Source organism: Bombilactobacillus sp. ESL1092 (assembly GCF_058107465.1).
In genome coordinates this window covers 1,710,359-1,730,231 of record NZ_CM176594.1, presented here as the reverse complement: position 1 = coordinate 1,730,231, position 19,873 = coordinate 1,710,359, and the positions used below count along the sequence as shown (strand labels likewise).

23 protein-coding genes are annotated in these 19,873 nt (G+C 36.8%); all 23 read right to left on the bottom strand.

Annotated elements, in window-relative coordinates; genetic code table 11:
* Nucleotides 1-7: 7 nt before the first annotated feature.
* The 23 genes from AC3B6Y_RS08210 to AC3B6Y_RS08100 all read right to left on the bottom strand — a co-directional run bounded on the left by AC3B6Y_RS08210 (nucleotide 8) and on the right by AC3B6Y_RS08100 (nucleotide 19,847).
* Nucleotides 8-2,005, bottom strand: coding sequence for a hypothetical protein (locus AC3B6Y_RS08210; protein ID WP_489790956.1), 1,998 nt, complete (start codon nucleotides 2,003-2,005; stop codon nucleotides 8-10).
* Entirely contained in the window at nucleotides 2,002-2,619 is a 618-nt protein-coding gene (locus AC3B6Y_RS08205; protein ID WP_489790955.1) for a putative phage tail protein, read from the bottom strand. The genes AC3B6Y_RS08210 and AC3B6Y_RS08205 overlap by 4 nt, the downstream gene beginning before the upstream one ends.
* Complete coding sequence (locus AC3B6Y_RS08200) at nucleotides 2,616-3,791, bottom strand: baseplate J/gp47 family protein (RefSeq protein WP_489790954.1); 1,176 nt, start codon at nucleotides 3,789-3,791, stop codon at nucleotides 2,616-2,618. Before AC3B6Y_RS08200 ends, AC3B6Y_RS08205 begins: the two co-directional genes overlap by 4 nt.
* The gene (locus AC3B6Y_RS08195) at nucleotides 3,778-4,134 is read right to left on the bottom strand and encodes a DUF2634 domain-containing protein (protein ID WP_489790953.1); all 357 of its coding nucleotides are present in this window, start codon (nucleotides 4,132-4,134) and stop codon (nucleotides 3,778-3,780) included. Before AC3B6Y_RS08195 ends, AC3B6Y_RS08200 begins: the two co-directional genes overlap by 14 nt.
* Nucleotides 4,134-4,451: a DUF2577 domain-containing protein gene (locus AC3B6Y_RS08190; RefSeq protein WP_489790952.1), complete on the bottom strand. Its 318-nt coding sequence runs from the start codon at nucleotides 4,449-4,451 to the stop codon at nucleotides 4,134-4,136. The genes AC3B6Y_RS08195 and AC3B6Y_RS08190 overlap by 1 nt, the downstream gene beginning before the upstream one ends.
* Nucleotides 4,424-5,488, bottom strand: a complete 1,065-nt coding sequence (locus AC3B6Y_RS08185; RefSeq protein WP_489790951.1) for an XkdQ/YqbQ family protein — start codon at nucleotides 5,486-5,488, stop codon at nucleotides 4,424-4,426. Before AC3B6Y_RS08185 ends, AC3B6Y_RS08190 begins: the two co-directional genes overlap by 28 nt.
* Nucleotides 5,485-6,171, bottom strand: coding sequence for a hypothetical protein (locus tag AC3B6Y_RS08180; RefSeq protein ID WP_489790950.1), 687 nt, complete (start codon nucleotides 6,169-6,171; stop codon nucleotides 5,485-5,487). Before AC3B6Y_RS08180 ends, AC3B6Y_RS08185 begins: the two co-directional genes overlap by 4 nt.
* A 1-nt stretch (nucleotide 6,172) precedes the next feature.
* Nucleotides 6,173-9,229, bottom strand: coding sequence for a tape measure protein (locus AC3B6Y_RS08175; protein WP_489790949.1), 3,057 nt, complete (start codon nucleotides 9,227-9,229; stop codon nucleotides 6,173-6,175).
* Between the two features lie 14 nt (nucleotides 9,230-9,243).
* Nucleotides 9,244-9,396 (bottom strand): hypothetical protein, encoded by a 153-nt coding sequence (locus AC3B6Y_RS08170; protein ID WP_489789937.1) that lies wholly within the window; start codon nucleotides 9,394-9,396, stop codon nucleotides 9,244-9,246.
* 38 nt (nucleotides 9,397-9,434) lie between these two features.
* The gene (locus tag AC3B6Y_RS08165) at nucleotides 9,435-9,851 is read right to left on the bottom strand and encodes a phage tail assembly chaperone (RefSeq protein ID WP_489789938.1); all 417 of its coding nucleotides are present in this window, start codon (nucleotides 9,849-9,851) and stop codon (nucleotides 9,435-9,437) included.
* 12 nt (nucleotides 9,852-9,863) lie between these two features.
* Entirely contained in the window at nucleotides 9,864-10,352 is a 489-nt protein-coding gene (locus AC3B6Y_RS08160; protein ID WP_489789939.1) for a phage tail tube protein, read from the bottom strand.
* Between the two features lie 10 nt (nucleotides 10,353-10,362).
* Complete coding sequence (locus AC3B6Y_RS08155; RefSeq protein ID WP_489789940.1) at nucleotides 10,363-11,763, bottom strand: phage tail sheath family protein; 1,401 nt, start codon at nucleotides 11,761-11,763, stop codon at nucleotides 10,363-10,365.
* Complete coding sequence (locus AC3B6Y_RS08150) at nucleotides 11,760-12,164, bottom strand: phage tail terminator family protein (RefSeq protein WP_489789941.1); 405 nt, start codon at nucleotides 12,162-12,164, stop codon at nucleotides 11,760-11,762. Before AC3B6Y_RS08150 ends, AC3B6Y_RS08155 begins: the two co-directional genes overlap by 4 nt.
* Nucleotides 12,161-12,622: an HK97 gp10 family phage protein gene (locus AC3B6Y_RS08145; protein WP_489790948.1), complete on the bottom strand. Its 462-nt coding sequence runs from the start codon at nucleotides 12,620-12,622 to the stop codon at nucleotides 12,161-12,163. Before AC3B6Y_RS08145 ends, AC3B6Y_RS08150 begins: the two co-directional genes overlap by 4 nt.
* Nucleotides 12,594-12,974 carry a hypothetical protein gene (locus AC3B6Y_RS08140; RefSeq protein ID WP_489790412.1) on the bottom strand — a complete coding sequence of 127 codons (381 nt, stop codon included), beginning with the start codon at nucleotides 12,972-12,974 and terminating at the stop codon, nucleotides 12,594-12,596. Before AC3B6Y_RS08140 ends, AC3B6Y_RS08145 begins: the two co-directional genes overlap by 29 nt.
* A gap of 2 nt (nucleotides 12,975-12,976) precedes the next feature.
* The gene (locus AC3B6Y_RS08135; RefSeq protein ID WP_489790947.1) at nucleotides 12,977-13,345 is read right to left on the bottom strand and encodes a head-tail connector protein; all 369 of its coding nucleotides are present in this window, start codon (nucleotides 13,343-13,345) and stop codon (nucleotides 12,977-12,979) included.
* Nucleotides 13,345-14,295 carry a capsid protein gene (locus tag AC3B6Y_RS08130; protein ID WP_489790946.1) on the bottom strand — a complete coding sequence of 317 codons (951 nt, stop codon included), beginning with the start codon at nucleotides 14,293-14,295 and terminating at the stop codon, nucleotides 13,345-13,347. The genes AC3B6Y_RS08135 and AC3B6Y_RS08130 overlap by 1 nt, the downstream gene beginning before the upstream one ends.
* Complete coding sequence (locus AC3B6Y_RS08125; RefSeq protein ID WP_489789945.1) at nucleotides 14,295-14,846, bottom strand: phage scaffolding protein; 552 nt, start codon at nucleotides 14,844-14,846, stop codon at nucleotides 14,295-14,297. The genes AC3B6Y_RS08130 and AC3B6Y_RS08125 overlap by 1 nt, the downstream gene beginning before the upstream one ends.
* A gap of 139 nt (nucleotides 14,847-14,985) precedes the next feature.
* A complete protein-coding gene (locus tag AC3B6Y_RS08120) occupies nucleotides 14,986-15,219 on the bottom strand; it encodes a hypothetical protein (protein WP_489789946.1) in 234 nt (77 codons plus the stop codon).
* Nucleotides 15,212-16,693 carry a minor capsid protein gene (locus AC3B6Y_RS08115; protein WP_489790945.1) on the bottom strand — a complete coding sequence of 494 codons (1,482 nt, stop codon included), beginning with the start codon at nucleotides 16,691-16,693 and terminating at the stop codon, nucleotides 15,212-15,214. The genes AC3B6Y_RS08120 and AC3B6Y_RS08115 overlap by 8 nt, the downstream gene beginning before the upstream one ends.
* A complete protein-coding gene (locus AC3B6Y_RS08110) occupies nucleotides 16,683-18,110 on the bottom strand; it encodes a phage portal protein (RefSeq protein WP_489790944.1) in 1,428 nt (475 codons plus the stop codon). Before AC3B6Y_RS08110 ends, AC3B6Y_RS08115 begins: the two co-directional genes overlap by 11 nt.
* Entirely contained in the window at nucleotides 18,101-19,354 is a 1,254-nt protein-coding gene (locus AC3B6Y_RS08105; RefSeq protein ID WP_489790943.1) for a PBSX family phage terminase large subunit, read from the bottom strand. The genes AC3B6Y_RS08110 and AC3B6Y_RS08105 overlap by 10 nt, the downstream gene beginning before the upstream one ends.
* On the bottom strand, nucleotides 19,347-19,847 hold the full coding sequence (locus AC3B6Y_RS08100) for a terminase small subunit (protein ID WP_489790942.1): 501 nt from the start codon (nucleotides 19,845-19,847) through the stop codon (nucleotides 19,347-19,349). The genes AC3B6Y_RS08105 and AC3B6Y_RS08100 overlap by 8 nt, the downstream gene beginning before the upstream one ends.
* Nucleotides 19,848-19,873 lie beyond the last annotated feature (26 nt).

Below are 19,873 nucleotides of genomic sequence, written 5' to 3'. Positions count from 1 at the left end.
GCCTCCCCTAATAATAAGCATCAACTTCATTTAAAATTGATTTAAAATGCAATTTAACATTTTTACCATTTGAATCGGTATAGGACCAAATTAATTCCAAAGGATAATACATCCAAACACCATTTTGTAAACAAATTCCTCCATTAGAAACTGTTGGTTCAATAGCAGGCCAAGTAGCATCTGTAGCATTATTATGAAAATAAAAATGTTTCTTAGGAAGAGAATAATTTGTTGAGCTTAAATAAATATTCTTTTGACCAGTCTGAATGTACGTTTTTGCTAAAATTATTGGGTTCCGAAATTTTATAAAATCATTATTTAGACCATTATCTGTATTTATCATATAAATTTCAGAAATTGTATTTGCCCAGTTAACCGTCGAATCGGAACATAATGACCAAGTCTGATCAAAATTTAAAGAAAAACCATTAATTATGTTCGACAAATCATCTTTGACATACTTCAAGGGAATAGTGCCACCACTACTATTTCCGGACCATAAAACAGTTCCGTTGGCCAAAAAATCATTATTCGGTTTAGATTCATCATTCGAAGGATTAGATGGAATACTAGTTATAGTGATATTAGAATTAAAATTTCTAACAGCCATAATTTCAGGATTGTACCATTGACCGCTACCTTTATCAGCTAATTGATTGTCAAGATCATAACCACCTCCAGTATCAACATCAAGTGAGCCATCATCTTTCAAAGTTAGCTTCAAAGTTGGTGAACTTTTCTTACCATTGGGATTAAGATTTTCTCCAATACCTTTTAAATCAATAGTTTTTGTAACGCCTACTTTTAAATCTGATTTTTTGATCACAATTGGTAAATCAATGCTTACGGCATAGTAGCCTTGAATGGCAACATCCGATTTAATTACCGGAATATCATCTTTGGGACTCGACATATATCCGCCTTTGACTGCTCGCTTGTGCATCATTGGCATAATTTGAAAAGTATCGGCTAAAGGTATTATTGGCTTAACATTTACAACTGTTTTAGATTCACCATCTGTTAACCCAACCCAAGTAGTTTTAGCACCGTATGCATCTTCGAACCAACTTAACATATCAGTAATTGGTAATTCTAATTTATTTCCTTTTGCGTTTGCAGCATAGTCTTTTAATAAATTGCCTGAACTATCCATTAGATTTAAGTCTGTTGTAGCGTTAATGGCTCCACTTTGAATTCTGGTATTCACCATATTTGTTAATTTTGAAGCCAAATCATTAGCTGCTTGTTGTTGTGCTTCACCTTCAACTGTATTAATAACTGGTGCTAAGTCAATTTGTCTATCAGTACCAATTGTTGCTGTAGAAGTCTTATATTTAGCACCCTTAACCATCGTTTTATTAATAGTAGTATTTAAATCAGTTTTAGCAGTCTTTAATTTTTGATCAACACTAATATTAGTAGCCATGTCTTTAGTAGTATCTGTAATTTTCTGATTAACAGCCGTCATAGTAGCCATATCTTCAACAGCTGCATCCACTACTGTTTCAATTCTTTGGTTAACATATTCTTTGGATGCCAAACTTACAGAATCAACAGAAACTGTTACTTTAGCAGCACTACCAACAACTACATAAATACTCATTTTAAATTGGAAAATAATCCCATCATTAAAATCCGGTAGAGTTTCGGGGTCTTCAGCTCTAACAATACAATACAAAATTTCATCACTAGAATTAGCTTTTTGAGCATATAAACCAATCGCGTTAATGACATACGATTGAGTTAGGCCTTGATTATTAAATGTCACATCAGTACCTAAAATATTATCTGACGTTGTACGATCGTCATCGAAGGTGTTTAGATCCCCATTTTGTACTTCATGTGGCACAGCTGTCAGTGCTTTTAAATCATCTTCAGATAACTTAGATAAATCATCAGCCGTACTAGCAGCTCTAGTAATCGTGAAATTAGTTTTACCATTTGCGGCTTGCGTAGCTAGTTTCATACCTTGATTGGTTAATAATGAATTACTATATTTACTCATTTATGACCTCCTTGTTTATAATTAACTTCTACATATTGATAGCCAACACCGATATATTTATTGATATTAGTTTGCACTTGCAAATTTAATTCTGGCGGAGCACTAGCTCCAACAAATAAACGGTGGGTTACACCGATATATTCTTGTTGGTTAATTGTGCTTTCACTATGAACAGTGACATTAAAAGTTAAATTAGCTGGTAAATAGACATTCAAAAGATACGCCAACCGTTTAATCTGCGGTTTAGAGATCTCCGAACGCTTAGCTTTAACTACCACATTTCTCACAGCATATTCAATATTAACGGTAGCTGGAATATTCAGTGTAGCTAATAAATGGCGAAAGTAGTTAATCGTAATGGGACTAGGCGGTAAAAGATACATTAAGACGTTATATCGACGGGTTTCCAATCTATCATTTTCCCCTGGAATAATTCCTAATTGATTTTCAAAAACAGAAATCCCTGTACTATCTGCAACTTGCACAAATTCATTTAGTAAAGTGCGATTAATTAAGCTATCAAAACTTTCTAATTCACCTTGCTCTGCTTTAATCAATTCTGTCATTTCGTAAACATCTTGATAATAATCGGGTACAAAATCTTTTAAACTCATTGAGCGATCACCCCTGATTTATTGCGGTTAATCAAATTTAATTGACCTAATATCGGTAATTGTGATTCTTGATTATTCTCTATTAGAACTAAATCATCATCTTGACCATTCAAAGTGGGCGTTTGAGAATCGATGACTCCATCCACGTTTAAAATTGCCTTCAAAATCTGTGAACGGTATACAGTCAACGAATAACCACGCCCTGTTTTATGATTAAACTGACTCCAGGCTTGACGCTCACTTACAAAATAATCTTCAATTGCTGCACTAATTTGTGGCTTGAGTGTTTCAATCTCAGTATTACTGTTAACTTGCAAAATAACATCAATATCAATGGTTACAGCTGTCGGTGCAACTACTGTTACATTGTGGTCAATTGGCGCTAAACCATAACCTTGACCTGAGCTATCAGTGGGATCAATTTGTTCCTTAACATCAGCCAACAATTTAGAACTAGCTGGCATTAAACCATTATCCAAAATCACTAATTTTACAGTGCCACCACCATTCCACACCGGATAAACTTGTACCGCTCCGACAGTGTCAATTTTAGAAACCATATCTAAATAATCGGCAATATTACCACCATAACTTAAATAATTATCAGCACTTAACAAACGTTGACGTAAGTGGTCATCCGTTTCTGCATCACGTGCAGGTGTGGTAATTTCAACAATTTCTGCCCAATATAACGTGTCATTTGGCGTAACTGGCAAGATTTGCCCCAAATAAGAATTAGGTTTTGAACCAGTCAACTCAGCTTCCAAAATGGCGGTTAAATCCGTATTTAGCTGCTTAACGGTATAAAAAATCGGCTTGTCTCCAATACTGGCAAACCGATCACCGACATCAACACCGGACATTAATTGATTATCCTTATCTAAAAATTTAGCTGTTACTTGCGCTTTGGTAGCCGGATATCGCTGTGTCCCATGTTCTACCGCTCGATAATCTAAGAACTCATCACTCGCGGTTTTAATATAAGTTTCTTGAATTATGTTAGCCAGTAACGTATTTTGATAAGCCATATAAATAGCAGCTGGCGCCACAGCGTCAAAAATAACTGAACCTTCACGTTTATCAATATCTTCTGGAATCTTGTCTAATAATTTGTTCAAATAAAAATCATAATTTTGACTTTGTAACTGTTCCACTAAATCATTGGGACTCACTGATTCTCACCTCACTTTTAATTGGTACATTGCCATACACCGTAGTACACGAACCACTTAACATTAGCGTTTCAGTATTAATTTTTTCAACTTGATCAAAGCTAACGGATGTTACGCGATCATCAGCTAATAAAGCCTCTTTAACCATGCGCTGTGCTTCAACTTCCGCATATTGAAATGGCTTACCAAACAAATCATCTAAGTCATTCCCATACTGATCTGAATAAATCGGATACACAACTCGTGGTGTTCTTAAAATCTTATCAATTGCTTGAATCATGGCTGCTTGTTGGTCAATTTTGCCACCAATGTGTCCGTTAATCACTTGAAATGTTAAATCCATTAAGTCACCCGCTCCAATACATAAAATCGTTGACCGCCATCACAACGTACCATCGTTACTTTATCGCCAATTCTTAATGAATTATCAATTGTCAAAGTCGCTTGACCTGAGTATTCACTAGTATTTAAGCTCCCACTTAGTTTTATTTTTTCTAGGCTGGGACTAACTTCTAAAAAATTGTTATCTAAGATCATTTGGTTAGAATATTGAATCTTTAACGGATTAATACTAATAACCCGCCCATAAACGATATTTGCATACTCGCTATCTTTGCCACCACGCGAATTAATCATGCTGAAGAGTCGTTCGCCAGCCATGCTGCATTCACCTTCATTTCCAATTCACACGTATAATCAACACCAAAATTATGTGTTGCCTTTAAAATAGCAGCCTTATGTTGCTTATAAAATCCTACTTGATCTAAAGCAGCAATCTGAAAATTAACAGAGTTACCAGCCACTAAATCAATATTTCCAACGGTATCTAATTTTAAAGTTTTATCTTCAAAATTCTTTTCCGATAAAGTATCTAATGCTTGTTGTCGTAATTGAGCAGAATTAGCTTTATCCTTAGCATTAACCACATCTTGCAACCAACCCCAATACGGTGCAGTTTCTTGACTATAAGCATCAATATACGTATAGCTAGTTTTATCAGGATCTTTGCCACCATTTTCTGAAATATCCGTACTAGAAGATACTTGCTGGGAATCTTGCTGATTTTCTTGAACCACACGGACAGCATTAACAGCATCATCAATACTTTGTTTTAGCTCAAAACCTGTTAATAATGATTTATCGCCAATAATCAGTGGCAACTCTTGGAACGGTGCTTTGCGCAATTCCACATAATTGTAATTAGCGAAAATATAATACATTTGGCCAGTAGCTTTTTGCGTTTGATCGATTGAGTCTTTCAACATATCAAAGTACGTCTTACTATCCTCAACTTGTGCTGGCAACTTGTAATCACACCATTCAACAATGGCATGGTCGATTAACGCTCGACCACAGACAGTATTAAAACGATCAGAAATACTGGAAATTGGCCACACTAGTGAATCTTTATTTTTTAGATAGCGCGTTTTATCGTAAGCTTTGACACTAAATTTATGGTCCTGATTATAAGTCACACTAAACACATAACCATAAAAAACTTTATTATCATCCCACCAAAAATCTACAACATTACCATTCACTGGATAAAAATCGTTTACTGGACTTTTTAAAACATCAAATTCCAAAGTACCAGCTGAAAAATTTAAGTCTGTGGTCCATTTGACACTGGTTACCACTTTACTAACATCCCAAACGTTGGTTCCGTTTCGGGAAGATATTTCAAATTTAGTAATCAAGCTAATCTCACATCACTTTCACGGACCCAGCCACGCCAGCCCCCATTTTCTAACGTCACATGGTAAGGATAAGGGCGACCACTGGCTATGATGGAAATTTTTCGGCGGGCATTTTGTTCATAGTCCCCTGGTCCTGAACCATAACTATCACGGTGTAACTGCCCATTAACAATTACGATAGAACCAATGCCAATCTTTTTCGGTGGCGCTGCTCGTTGTTGAGTAGCAGGTTTGGCAAAATTATAATTAGCTTTCTTACTAATCTGTAATGGCTTATATTCTTTTAAATCTAAAGTGTATGAATATTCTTCACAATAACTATTTTTAAAACCATATTCTAAGCTGGAAATCGTCATATCTGCACTAAAATTAGCCAATGAAGGAATAATAACCCTTGTTGGCTTCTTTGATTGATAAATTTTTTGTAAATAATCAATATAAGCTTTGGGATTATCCAAAAAGTAAGGATTATTTAAATAAGTTACATCATTTTCTGGAATCACACTTTCAATACTAATCGTACGTAACTTAAGCTCACCGACCCGATTGTATTCGCCAGCGTCAATAATTGTTTCACTTTTATCATCAGTTTCACCTTTTAATAAAACTTCAGTGGGATTAACAGGTAATGGCAAACAAAAGTTTTGATCATTTGTAATATAAATAACAAATTGATTTTCCATATTAACCTCCTAAATGAGCATTGGCTAGTGATAACATTTTCTGTTCTAATAAATCTAAAATCCGATCAGCATCAATCGTCGCATCACCACTACTATTCAATTGAATCGCACCCTTTTCAATGGTCACGTGAGCACTATTATCATTGTGAGTAGAACCAGATTGACCACCAAAATGTGCACTAGCTAAATTCAAAGGGTCACGACTAGAGTCGGTACTTGTTTGCTCATCAATACCAATATCTGCACTCGAACCATTTAATCCGTCTAATGCCCCGGTAACCTGGTTAATTGCTCCATAAGCACGATTAAATCCATTCGCTAATAAATCGCCAGCTCCTAAATTTGTAGTATTAAAAGAACCCAAGGTTGGTTGTATCCCTGAAGCTGCATTAACCACACCTTGAGCCATATTTGCGGAAGCATTTGCTGCTGCACTCGCATCACGATTTAAACCATTGATTAATCCTTGGTCAACCCAACGTCCATATTGCTTAAAAAGTTTGGATGGTGAACCAATATGCAAAATACTTTTAGCCTTATTGACCACTGCACTGGCTACTTTACCAACTGCGGAAATTGCACCACCAATCATTGAACTAATCCCGTTAATTAAGCCTTGAATTAATTGCTTACCAGTGCTAACTAACGAATGTGAAAAACTTTTAGCCGCATTAACTGCGCTTTGAACGCCATTACGAACCCCATTAACAACACCACGCATTGCATTCACAATTGCATTAACCATCATTGTGCCAGCAGTGATAAAGGCCATTACTAACATAATAACCGCCACTGACACCATCATTAAACCAGCCGATACAAGCATTAAAGCAGCAGCGACAATTAACAACCCAGCACCAAGAATTATTGCAGCAACGCCAAGTAATAAAGCACCAACTGCAGCAATCATCATCATCGGCGCAGCTAACATTAAAGCGACCGCTAATAACATTAATCCAACGGCAGCAATCATAGCAACCGCCGCAATTAAGATTAAGCCAACGCCCATTAATAAAATGCCAACCGATGCTACAATTGCAAAAACTGCAATTAACATAATAGCAACTGCTAATAACATGACGCCAACTGCCGCTACGATCGCACCAATACCAACAATTAATAATGCCGCCCCAAACAAAATAGCGCCAACTGCAGCAATGATTAAACCGGCTGCTAACAATACTAAGCCGATGGCTAACGCCGCTAAACCAACCATAGCAATTAAAGCTGCTACACCAAAGACAGCAATGGCAACTGATAATAACAAAATATTTAATGCAGCCATTGCTCCATATTGAGCAATATTAGGTAATTGAGTTGCTAATAAAGTTAATCCTAAAGAAGCTAGTAACAAACCGGCACCTAAAAGTAAAGCTGCTATTCCTAAAGCTAAAACACCTGCTGCAGCCGTATCCAAGGGACCAGCTAAAGCCGCCACTACCCCTAAGACAACAATAATAGCAATTCCAATGCCCAACAAAATACCTGTAGCGCTAGAGCCACTATCAGCAATTAATTTAATTCCAACGCCTAATAAAGCAAAACCGGCACCAGCCATCATTGCAGCAGCACCAATTTTAACTAAAGCACCACCCATTTGTAATAAGCCACCGTTTGCTTTACCCGTTTCTGGAACTTCCGGTGTCTTGGGAGCTGCCGGTGTTGGAGTTTTTTTACCTAAAGCACCTTTCAGACTGCCAAAAACTTTACCAATTCCTTTTACTGCTTTAAAAGCCATAAATGCCCCTGCTAAAATATTTAATGCAATTGCTAAAGCTTTAATTTGACCAGGATCTAATTTGCCAATTTGTTGTAATCCCCAAACAATGGCCGTTAAAACTAATCCTTTAGTACCAGCTTTTAATGCTATGAATGCAGCGCCTAATAGTTTTATTGTTCCCGGATTCATCTGCGATACTGCCTGAGCTAAATTACCCAAGCCTTTAGCAACATTGCCAATAATGTCACTAGTACCTTTTCCTAAACCTTGGAACGCCTTGCTTAAATTATTACCCGATAAAGATTTCATTAAATTTCCAGCACTAGTTTGTAATGATTGAAACATACTAGATAATCCTGAGCCCGCACTACCTTTGGAAAATCCACTAGTAAAATCTGACCAAGCTTTTTGAACATTTTTGATAGTTCCTAATAAATTATTAGCAAAACCGCTAAAATCCATACTACCTAACTTATCTGATAAACCACTAAGTGCTTGAATACCAACTTGACTCAACTTGGCAAATTGTGGCTGCACTTTATTGGCTAACGTTTCTTTTAAACCGTCCATGGCTTGACCAACAGTCTTATATTGTGTTGCCATTTTAGTAAAGTTAGCATTAGTTCCTGTTTTGGCAATTGCATTTAAGAAATCTTCGGTTTTAATCTTGCCATCTTGAACATTTTGTACTAACTGTTTTGTACTCATACCCATTGTTTTCGCGACAGCAGCCATACCAGCTGGTGTTTGTTCAAGCATTAACTTAAAGTCTTGCCATTGCACCATTGGCTTCGAAGCCATTTGGGTAGCTTGCTCACTCAAAGTTTTCATCGCCTGCTTTGGATCAGTTGCAGCTGCAGCTAAGCCACCAAAACCTTTAACCAACTGACCAGTATTCTTAGTGCCGACCGCTGCTAACTGACTATAAGTCGAAGCCATATCAGAAGCCGAATAAATAGTTTGTTGAGCATATTTTTGCATAGATTTTTTAGCCACGGCAATTTGAGCAGGACTTTTACCCAGTTGGCGCATATTACCTTCAAATGTTGACCAAGCTACTGTAGCTTCGTTTAATTCACCAGCAAATGAGCGAATACCATTAGCTGCTAGACTAGTAGCTGAGCTAATCATCCCACCAAAAGCAGAACCAGCTATCAAACCTTTTAGTCCCAAAGTGGCAGAATGTGCCCCCTGATTCATGGAGTTAAAGCCACCATTATTCAACGCACCTTTTAAGCGACCCATCATTGATACACTGCGTTGCACACCAGAATTAAATTTGCTCAAAGTATTACTAAAAGCGTCATTAATTCGCAAAGTATTGCTAATAGTTGTCATATTAACCTCCTTTCTTAAATGTGTTTAGACCGTGCTTTGCGTTTAGCCTCACGTTCTTGTTTCTGTTCTTCTTTTTGGCGTACTTCAATAGAAGCAACAACTAATGCCTTAGCTTTCATCGACAAATCAGTAAACTGTTTAGGAGTCCAGTGATATTCATTTAACACATAATGGTAAATACCAAAATCACCATCAGACTCTTCAATTAGTTTTTTGCTTGTTCAACATAATTCTTCATATCTTCAACATCAAAGCCAGAAAGTTCTTGAATTTCTTGCCCCAAATCGGTATATTGACCAGCATTTAACATTTTCTTCAAAACTCCTGCTGGGTCTGCAACACAGCCCCAAGATTTTTGTAATTTTTCATTATTTAAATCGGGCTGCACAACTGCACTAGCCATCATTAAATCAACTAATTTCTCTTGATCCGTATCTTGAACACGTTGGTGTGTTTTCTTATTAATATAAGAATGTGTTGCCTGCTTCTGCAATTCATTAAATTCATCAGCAGCTAAAGAACGAATAATAAAAGGGCTCTTAAAGCCCTTAATTTTTACATTTTTTGTTTCTACTTCTTTTTTAACATTTTCTGCCAAAAAATCATCTACATTATAAGCCATCTATTCTTCCTCCTATAAATCAAAGCCAGTAAATGGCGTAACTAAATTAACTTGCTCAAAAGTAAAATCAGATTCCCAATCCATGACGCCATCATCAGCTTCAAAATCAGCAAATGGTACATCATCTAAATTAACTTCGCCAAAGTGTAAGGTTTGAGTTCCCGCACGACTGGTTGGATCATTAATTGTCATGGTGATTTCAAAATAAAGGTCCTTACCGCCTTGAATATAAGGCAATGCGTACTTAGTCCAATTAGAACTAATTAAATAACCACCTAAAGTACCAGTTCCTTCAACTGAAGTAACTTTCTTGTGCTTCCAGCGACTGCCCAAGGTTTGAACATCTTCCTTATTCTTTTCCAACTTGGCACTGAATTTTTTACATTCAATTAATGGAATAACTTGATTATTAATTGTTACATAAACTTTGGCATCCTTGGTCGAAATCGTATCACGACCGTTTAAAAAGTTACCTACTGTACTTACTGTCTCATCAGCCATCTTCTTCCTCCTATCCGACAACCATTGTCATATAAAGTTTTTCCATTGAGTCTAATGGTTTAATCGCTAAATTAACCAAAATCGAATCAATTTCGTTTCCCGGTTCTACTGAAATGTCAGCGGCGTCAAAGCCATCAATTACTTGTGAATCAGCTAATCCTTGTAAATAACTAACTCGATTGGCTTTGAACAAATCACGTCCTTCACCACTGTTAGATACTTTGCCGATGAACATTTGTTCAAAGACTTGTTCAGTATTAGTAACAATAGTGTCCATAGTTCGAACTACTCGATTTTTAGTAAAAGCTTGTGGCTTTTCATCACTAATAGCAGTAAGCGAATTAATATCTTGTTCAATTACTACTGAGTCATTCCGTTTGGTGGTAAAGACGATTTGACCAGTTTCCAGAGCTTGAATAGTTTTATCATTATTTAATTTTGGGTAAGCACTAATCGCATCTGGATATTCTACATAAGTTAACGATTTTGCAGCATCAGCTGAACTAGAAGCTCCAGCAAAATAACCAGCTGCTACAGTTGCCGGTAATTGAGTACCATCACCCAAAACTACGCCATTGGCTACCTGGGAAATACCTTCATAATTGATTTTAGTATTAGTAACCGGAACTACACCACGAACCTTGATGCCGTCATCTTCACGTAAATGCTTAATTTCTTCAACTAACTGTTGATGAATTGCATCATCAACCGCGAAACCGGCAGTAGTTGCCACATCGTACTCTTCAGTTTCTAACGCATCATTTAATAAATCAGTCATTGCGACTGGTGTAGAACTTCCACCAGTTAAATCTGCTGTAACGTCGTGGTCCAAGTTTGCTAATAATCCACCAGTTTTAACTAATGGCTCAGTTTCTGGTTCTTGTGTTAAGTCCTGTACTTCAGGTTGTGGTGTAGTGGTCAGCTGAACTTGTATATAATCATTAGCCACCAATTGTTCTGGTTGGTCTACATTAATTACTTGCTGATCGACAATCTTAGTACCAAAGATTGTTGAAACTGTTACCTGCTTACCATCTGAAGATTTTTCCACTGAAACATGTAAATCATTACCCTTAGTTCCTGGATACTGTGCGGTAAACTTCCATGGCAAGGCTGCATCACTGCTCGTTGCTTTTTGACCATCATTATTGTTTAATAGCAAGACGGTATCAGCACCTTTGAATACTTCATGCAAGACCTGTAATTCTGGTTCATCTAGCTCATGTCCCAGTAATGCTTTAAAATCTGAATCCTGAGTTAACTTAATGACACCTTTTTTGCCCCAATTTAATTGATTACTGATTGGTAAGAAAGTTCGACCTAAATCAGTATTAACGGTCCCATTACCTTTGCCAACAACATTAATATAAGCACCTGGACGGCGTTTATTTTGTGTTTTCCAAACTGTCATTTGAGACTTCCTTTCACTTGTTCGTTATTCATCATGGTTTCTTGATTCTCTGGATAAAATCGACCCCAAACTTCAAACTTATAAATCAAAGTATTATCGGCTTGTTGCGTTAATTCTTTGTTACGTAATGGTGCATAATCCTTTAACTCTAATAAATTACTCAACAAAATATCTTCTACTCGTTCCATATCAGTCTTGGGACTTTCTGAATTAGGAAAATAAATCACCTGATAAATATAGTGGCGCATTTGTCGCTCAAATACTTCTGAAGCTGCTGTGGTCGTAATTTTTTCAATAAAAAAAGATGGTTCCTTAAAACCACCCGTTTGGTTCTCAGTATAAATTGGTGTTTGTGGAAAAATCCGTGCTAGTTCATCAGCAATTCGTTCAATAATTGTCATTCCATCAACTCCTTTAACACGCCATAAAAGACGGGTGTAATTAGTTGCGGAATTTGACCACTTACTTGTTGAGTAGCTTTTTCTAGCATATGTTGTCCTGCTACCCAACTAGCTTTTAGTCGTTTACCAATAGCTGGCACATAACGTCCTGGTGTTTGGCGGTGACCATTTTCCACAAATGACGCATATTCAGTATTATTAACAAGTTCAATAGCAATCATTGTTCCTGTAATTGTTGGTCCTTTCAAATACCAATTACGGCGTAAAGTACCACTTTTTACTGGTGTTAAATTTTTAGCAGCCCGTTGATATTGCACTCCGACTTGCTTGACACTTTGATTTAACTCACGCTTTAATCGCTCACCATTGACAAAACTCTGCACATGTTGGGCAAACTCTTGAAATTGGGCATCATCAACATCGCCAAAATTACTCAACTGATTCACTCGCTTTCTCATCACGCACCATTGCAATTTCTTGATGGCTAATATAACCAGTATAGCCTTTGCTAGCACGTTTATACTTAGTTGTTTGACCATTGACATCTGTGACTGTAATAGTAGCCCCCGCAGGAATTTTAATGCCATTACGAATTAGTAATTCAGCATCGTATTCATCCGTGCCAAAGAACGATTGTTCACTAGTCTTTTGACCTTTCAAGATCACCTTAGCTGTTTCATTTTCAACAATTAAAGCTGGCACATTGTTAGTAATATGGTGTTCATTAGTTACTGACTTGACGCCGTAAATCGTAACTTTATCAGTCCACAACATTGGCGCTATTGTTTTCAAGCGATTAAAACTACTAATCATTATCTTAACCTCCGAAACTGATTTAATTGACCAACAAAATCATCAGTCACTGCGTTCAATTGTTGAATTTTTGCATACAAATCAGCTGGCGACGTAAAACTAACTGATACATCGCCCTCAGAAATCGAATTAACATCACTATTTTGCGGATTGTTTACCCAATTATGGGATTGAATTAACTGAATACACATGGCTATCAGCGTCGGATCTAGTTCAATCGGTAAATCTTCAATTGGAATGTTGCAATAATTAGCTACATCTTGAATAACCTTGGTTAAACTAAATTCTAAAGTGGGATCTTCAGTTGGCGACTGTAATAATTTGTTAATTTGCTCCTTTAAAATATCAAACCTTTTAAATTCACTCATTATTTAGAACTCTTTGCTGTTTTAGACTCTAGCGCCGGAGTAGCTGGTGTTTTATCGGCAACTACAAATTGAATACCAGCAGTTTTCGTATTGAGCAATAACACATCATCGTAAGATTGTTCATAGTACAAATAATTCCCACTCGTGGCAGCGGTTGGTGAATCAAAACCAGCAAACGTGTATTTCTCTGGTGCAACTTGCACGCCGTTGTAAATTAACATCATTTCAATCTGCTGTGCATCATCTAAAGGCTTGGCACCGATAGTAAAGTCGTACTTCGTCTGCATTAAATCAGATGGAATAATCACAATTGTCACGTCATCTAAACTATAAACTGTCCGTTGAATCGTGTTAGCATCTTTCAAAACTAACGCCCGATTCATAGCCTCAGCACGTTTTAAAATCGCATTTACTTTTGGAGTTACATATAAAATTCGATTTTGATTAGGAATCCGTGCTTCATCAAAATCAACCATAATATTATCAAAAGCTTCTAAGATATTCTTTTCATCTAAAGTGTCTGTTGTAATGCCCTGACCACCATCTTTAGTTTGTTTTTCCTGGAACAGTTTGCTAAACATATAACGGTCTTTTTCGGGCATCTTTTCATCTAAGTTAAACTGTTTAGTAATATTAGCCATGGAGACGACTTGGTTAGTTTCATCAACATCTGATGGATCGACCAATGTTGACCAATACCGTTCATTCTTAATTTCGTAAGTGTCCCAATCATTACTATAGTTCGGTGTAATTGGTGTAATCGTCCGCCGAGAACGGTCTTTTCGTCCTTCTAAAATACCTAATTTAGGCAATTTGATATGCTTAGCACCATCAAATTTAATTAAACTATTCGATGGTGACTGCCATAAAGCACTGGAATATAAATGTCCATCATAGAAACTTTCTTGCACCGCCTGTTGGTAGGCTTCTGCATAATTAATTGTTGCCATTATTTACCTTCTCCTTTAAAAATATTTGTCATTTCTGCCACTGGATCAGAGTCACCACCCGGAGCACCGCCTTTCGGGTCGTATGGCTCCTTTGTACCCTGGTCAAATAAATAACCATCAGACTTTTGTAATGAAGCAAGTTGACCGTCTAAGCCTTCAAGCTCACCTTTGTCATTTAACTTAACTTGGTCCATATCTAACAATGCTTTGGCTGCTTTAGTATTACGAACTTTAGCTCCTGTTAATGCAGTGTCAATAGCGCTGTTTAGTTTGGTCTGAGTTAATTCTTTAGTTAAATTATCAGTGTCTTGTTTGTACTTATCTTGTAAGTCCTTGTACCGATTGGATAACTCTTCATTATCGCCAGCTTGCTTTTTTAAAGATTTCAAATCTTTATCGCGCTCTTGAATTTGTGCTTTTAAAGACTCATTAGTTTGCTGCAATTCAGTATTGTCTGCCTTAGATTTCTCTACATCAGCACCATGCAACGCCATAACCTTATCAACTTGTTCATCATTCAAACCTAATTTTTGTAATTCTTCGCGTTTCATTAATACTCATCCTCTCTCGCAATATTTTACGTGGGGCGACCACAATCAAGGGTATAAAAAATAAGCCTTTTTACGCCATGCTCAGGGCAAAATAAAAAGCAGTTGTTAGCTGCTTAAATTCCAAGAATAATCCTTTTTATCAATACCAAGCTATCGTATAATTTTTTGGAAATGATTGTTCTTCAGAAAAATCATTTAATTTAGTAATGAGATGATTCAAATAGCTTTCAGGGTACTTGGTAATTGTATTTTTTTCTAGTCTAAACTGTTGAGATTTAGAATCGTATTGAATTTCGCCCTTTTGCTTTGACTCAATGTTGAATTCGTATGTTACTAAATTTTTATCTTTATTTAATAGATTTAATTCAATCATTTTTATCAACCTCCAAAGCTTTTCTATAATCATAAATTAACTGTGTTCGATCGTGAGCTTCTTTATACGTAGTAGTTCCGTCAGACATTAATATCGACTCATACAACTCGTGTTCTAGCATTAGTATATCATGTTTTTGAATATCATGCTTATTATGAGAAGCCAATCTATTCCAAGATTGGGCCATATCATAATCAGGGTCAAACTTATGAATTTGTCCGTAACTAAATAAATGCTCATTTATAAAGATATGTTCATAAACTTTTTGAATTTGCTTTGGTGAAAAACCAGTATTCTTAGCAACTAATTTTATTTGAAAATCTTTATTACGATTAACAAACTCAGAATACAGTTTCTTAGCAATATTATCTTGTTTAATAATTTCCTGATTATTGTACCAATCATCAAATTTGGCGCCAGATTCTTTAGTTCTTTTGAAGATTTTATCTACAAATAATTTTTTCCATTCACTAAATTTCATATCTTCTATATTAACACTTTTACCTGTTTCAGGGTCACGCATCCAGCGTTGTTCTAAGCCAGGCAAATCTTTCATATACGGCATGGTCGTACACCGACAATAAGGGTGAATTAATGGATAATTGATACCGTCTTTTTCATCCTTAACGTCAAATATCTTACCATCTAAGTGTGCACATTCTTCACACGTATGTGATTCTAGGGTGGCTAAATACTCGTATTGGTCAATACCCGATTCTTGATAGGCCTTAGCAGTGGCCTGTTCTGCTACGTGCCCCATTTCAGTAATTACTAATCGGTGAATCTGATTATCTTCAACATTCTTAAAACGTTGACGAAACATCTTAAAAATTCGTGGTTCCGAATATCCTAAAACCGTCCCACGTAACAGTGCATCAACTAACTGATTAGGCAATAATTCTGTATAGTTTTTCCAAATCCGTTTTGAAAAATTAGACCCTTGCCATGGCTTACTCACTACTTGTTTCAATTGATTTTCGTTAAACCTAGCAAAATTATTACTTAATTTAGCTTGCTGCACTTGTGTGTTAAAAATTGTATGCATGTAGGTATCTTGAAACTGTTTTTTTAAACCAGCTTCAAAATGATTAGCTTCACTTGGCTCAGATTGTTTCAGTAAATTTGTTAATTGGTCATTGATATTTTGTAAACGAGACAACCGACTTTTAAAATACTCAGCATCTAATTCTTTATCATAAAAACCAGTCTTTGCTTTAGCTTCAAATTCATCTAGTGTCATATGCCAATCAGTGGTACCAATCGTATTGAGAATTTTACTAGCATCTTCAACACTAGTATTCTGATTATTTGCATAACGCTGTAACCAATAATTAACTTCCTTTTCCAAATCATGTTCAACTAGCTGCAGTCTTGCTTGCATCACCGCTTCATACTCAGACGAATTGGTTAACTGTCGGTCTTTTTCCTGCAAGTAACGTTTTTGCCAATAATTACTCTGATTCTTAGTCATCATCGTCACCACCAGTGTCGTTCAAAGCACCAGGATTACCGAAGCTATCATTTCGATTTTTTAAATCTTCCTGCTGGTCTTCTAATTCCTGCTGCCAATCTTCAACTAGTGGATTAGCTTTAGCAATAGCTTCCTTACTGGTCCAGTTAGCCAGCTGACTAACAATTTGTGCTCGTTCAACGTCATTTTGAATCGCTGTTCTAGTCCACGTCTGATTGATTGAACGTTTATCAGAGTCTGTAACATGCAGCCAATTCATGATTGCTCTTACTAATTCAGTAATTGCATCCCTAAAATAAGCTTCAGTCTTGGCCGCTTTTAATTCCAGGTGTGAATACAGCATCTTAATTGCCGTACCCGTTGCATTATTAGTTTCAAAATCAGTCGGGTCTATACCCTGTGCATGAACAAAGATATTGGTCTTAGTTGTTTCTAGCATCGAATTACGTGCTTCAGTGGGAATTTCAATCGTCAATTGATCCATTCCTGATTCATCACCAGGTCCTAAAGTATTAAACTTAACGGCTTTGTCTTTGCGTAGCGACTCCATAAACTCATTTAAATCTTGGCCACCATAATTCTTTAAAATAAAAATGACCTGTTGGATATCATCCAGGTCATTTACATAGCCGTTATAAACTTTATCGTAAACATCAATCAAGCCTTTATATTTAAACAAATCTGGTTGCTGCTCTTTATTTTTAGGAAAGGCGATAAATGGTATTCGACCAAGTCCATGTTCAAATACATTCGACTGCCCGGTTTCTTCGCCAGTTGCCACATCGTAAATTGTAAAGCGGTCATTGATTGGCGCTAAATCAAAGTAACTATTACTTGCTGATTTAAACACTGTCAACGTGGTATCAGTCCAATACTCATGAATATAATAGTTCTTAGCAGTATCAGGATCTAGACTTCGATAGGTTCGGCGCAAAGCAATTAACTTACGATTCAAGTCTGTCGAATAAATTGGTGTGATTTGGCCAGGTGGAACAATCGCATATCGAAATTGGCCACTATCATCAATCCAATAATGTAGCCAAGCTACACCAGCATTAGCCGCATCAACCACTAATTCATTTAAACGCAAGGCAAAATTATCACCCAAAGTATCAATGATTTGTTCATTTAATCTGTCGTCATCAACATCAATTGTTGGTGGTTTAGTTGCTAAATAGCCTGCTTCTTGATCCACTAACAATTGATGAAAGTTAGAACTCACACGATTATCTGCACTTCGAAGCGGATTCTTGCTACTGGTTTCTTCATCTTTGTCTTTAGTAATAGATTTACCTTGATTTTTCAAAGTAATATCATTTTTATTCAAATAATAGCGTTTAGAAATATCATACTTATTCAAAAAGTTATTTCGTCGTTGATCGGTGTTGCGTAGAAGTTCCTGCATCTGCTTTACTTCCATGGTTGCCATCCTCCTTTCCGCATTAAGTTTTCTAGCGCATATCTTGTGGCATCCATTGTATGGTCATTACCATCTGGATAGCCTGATTTGTAATTACCATTTAAATCCAAATCAAACTCATAACTGGTAAATTCCCGCCAAGCATTCGGACAACGGACTGGGTCAATCACGATTTCACGTAAGTCTTCCAGCCATTTATAACCGTGGTCACGTGAACCTTGACCCTTGCGCGCACCGTAAATATTCAATCCTAAATCACGATATTCGGCGATTGTCCCTGGAGAAGCCGAATCAGCAGTCACAGGCTCATTTAATGGATTAAGTTGTTTAATCAGCTGAACCGTTTTACGATTCTTGAGACCGACTTGGTAGATTTCGTTGTAAATAAAAATCCGCCGTCTGGCGGAATCCCAATAAATATTTACATAAGACGTTGGATCGTGTGCAAAACCAAAGTCCAGTCCATGATAAACCTTGTCAAAACTATTGATTTCTTCATCAGTAATCTCACGGGTGGTAATGTTATTGAACACTTCCGCCCCCGTCCCCGTCACTTCACCAAGATATTCATGACGGTAAGCTTTCTCATTGTCCTTTTTCAGCTGCTCAGCATCGGCCAAGAATTCAACACCCAGCCATGACTTAGGCACTGAACGATAATCTGACAAATTAACCAACGTATCATCACGCATCTGTTCAGTATCGACCGCTTGATTGACCCAATTAGATTGCCTAGCTGGTGGATTATATGAATAAAAAGTAATAATGCCTGAGCCACCACGACCAAGTGACTGATTAATGGACCGAATTTCTTCCATACCTTTGAACTCGGTAACTTCTTCAAAGTGTTTGAACTTGGTATAGCCTTGCCGAAAAGTCTGCGATTTAATTTTGCGTGGATCATCAGCGCCTTTAAATCTAATCTGTTGGCCCGTGGGACGAAAAGTTAACTGCATTGGGCTAACTGATGATTGCCAGTAATCATTAACTTTCAGGAGGTCAATTGCCCACAAATATTGCTCAAAGACCGAATCACGCAATGTGTTGGCGATCTTCCGTAAGACAATCGCATTCGCATCTTTGTCCTGCATAATGCCAAGCACAATCATGATACTAATAAAGGAGGACTTGGTTGAACCACGACCTCCTTTTAGCCAGTAATTTGAATGCTTACGATTGTGAATATCCCAGAACATGCTGTAAAACGCTGGTGAAACATTATCTTTTAGGCTTACTTCAATCATCAGTTACCTCCTTTGGTGGAATATTAAAGTTAATGTCAATTGCAGCATCATTTGAATCGTTCGATTCCAATTGGTCAGCTTGATGCTCGGAAATACGTGCTTCGGCTTCAATCTTGCGTAATTGTGCTTTAGAGATAGGATCAATTGGATGACGTTTTAAAATTTCTTTAGCAGCCGTAATCCTATCTTTAGCAGAAACTGGTACATTATCAAACACGCCCTTAGCAGTAGTTACAGATTCGGTTTGTTCACCACGGGCAACTGAACTCAAATATTCCAAAACTTCTTTTGCACTCATTATTTTTTGCGATTCAAGTTGTTGTAACTTATCTTCAATGTACTTTTGAAGTTCAGGTTTTTTCAAGTTTTCATTGCCAATAGAATAAGCGGTCCGTTTGCTGTAACCAGCTTTTAATGCAGCATCTGCCGCATTACCTGATTTAATATACTCATCACAAAATTTCTGTTGTTTAACTGTTAATTTATGCTTCACGTCATCTCACCACACCTCCTAATTTT

Excerpts from the sequence above, each read along its gene's own strand:
- AC3B6Y_RS08210 (WP_489790956.1), bottom strand. The coding sequence starts at position 2,005 with ATGAGTAAATATAGTAATTCATTATTAACCAATCAAGGTATGAAACTA.
- AC3B6Y_RS08205 (WP_489790955.1), bottom strand. The coding sequence starts at position 2,619 with ATGAGTTTAAAAGATTTTGTACCCGATTATTATCAAGATGTTTACGAA.
- AC3B6Y_RS08195 (WP_489790953.1), bottom strand. The coding sequence starts at position 4,134 with ATGGATTTAACATTTCAAGTGATTAACGGACACATTGGTGGCAAAATT.
- AC3B6Y_RS08190 (WP_489790952.1), bottom strand. The coding sequence starts at position 4,451 with ATGGCTGGCGAACGACTCTTCAGCATGATTAATTCGCGTGGTGGCAAA.
- AC3B6Y_RS08180 (WP_489790950.1), bottom strand. The coding sequence starts at position 6,171 with ATGGAAAATCAATTTGTTATTTATATTACAAATGATCAAAACTTTTGT.
- AC3B6Y_RS08175 (WP_489790949.1), bottom strand. The coding sequence starts at position 9,229 with ATGACAACTATTAGCAATACTTTGCGAATTAATGACGCTTTTAGTAAT.
- AC3B6Y_RS08165 (WP_489789938.1), bottom strand. The coding sequence starts at position 9,851 with ATGGCTTATAATGTAGATGATTTTTTGGCAGAAAATGTTAAAAAAGAA.
- AC3B6Y_RS08160 (WP_489789939.1), bottom strand. The coding sequence starts at position 10,352 with ATGGCTGATGAGACAGTAAGTACAGTAGGTAACTTTTTAAACGGTCGT.
- AC3B6Y_RS08155 (WP_489789940.1), bottom strand. The coding sequence starts at position 11,763 with ATGACAGTTTGGAAAACACAAAATAAACGCCGTCCAGGTGCTTATATT.
- AC3B6Y_RS08150 (WP_489789941.1), bottom strand. The coding sequence starts at position 12,164 with ATGACAATTATTGAACGAATTGCTGATGAACTAGCACGGATTTTTCCA.
- AC3B6Y_RS08145 (WP_489790948.1), bottom strand. The coding sequence starts at position 12,622 with ATGAGAAAGCGAGTGAATCAGTTGAGTAATTTTGGCGATGTTGATGAT.
- AC3B6Y_RS08135 (WP_489790947.1), bottom strand. The coding sequence starts at position 13,345 with ATGAGTGAATTTAAAAGGTTTGATATTTTAAAGGAGCAAATTAACAAA.
- AC3B6Y_RS08130 (WP_489790946.1), bottom strand. The coding sequence starts at position 14,295 with ATGGCAACAATTAATTATGCAGAAGCCTACCAACAGGCGGTGCAAGAA.
- AC3B6Y_RS08125 (WP_489789945.1), bottom strand. The coding sequence starts at position 14,846 with ATGAAACGCGAAGAATTACAAAAATTAGGTTTGAATGATGAACAAGTT.
- AC3B6Y_RS08120 (WP_489789946.1), bottom strand. The coding sequence starts at position 15,219 with ATGATTGAATTAAATCTATTAAATAAAGATAAAAATTTAGTAACATAC.
- AC3B6Y_RS08115 (WP_489790945.1), bottom strand. The coding sequence starts at position 16,693 with ATGATGACTAAGAATCAGAGTAATTATTGGCAAAAACGTTACTTGCAG.
- AC3B6Y_RS08110 (WP_489790944.1), bottom strand. The coding sequence starts at position 18,110 with ATGGAAGTAAAGCAGATGCAGGAACTTCTACGCAACACCGATCAACGA.
- AC3B6Y_RS08105 (WP_489790943.1), bottom strand. The coding sequence starts at position 19,354 with ATGATTGAAGTAAGCCTAAAAGATAATGTTTCACCAGCGTTTTACAGC.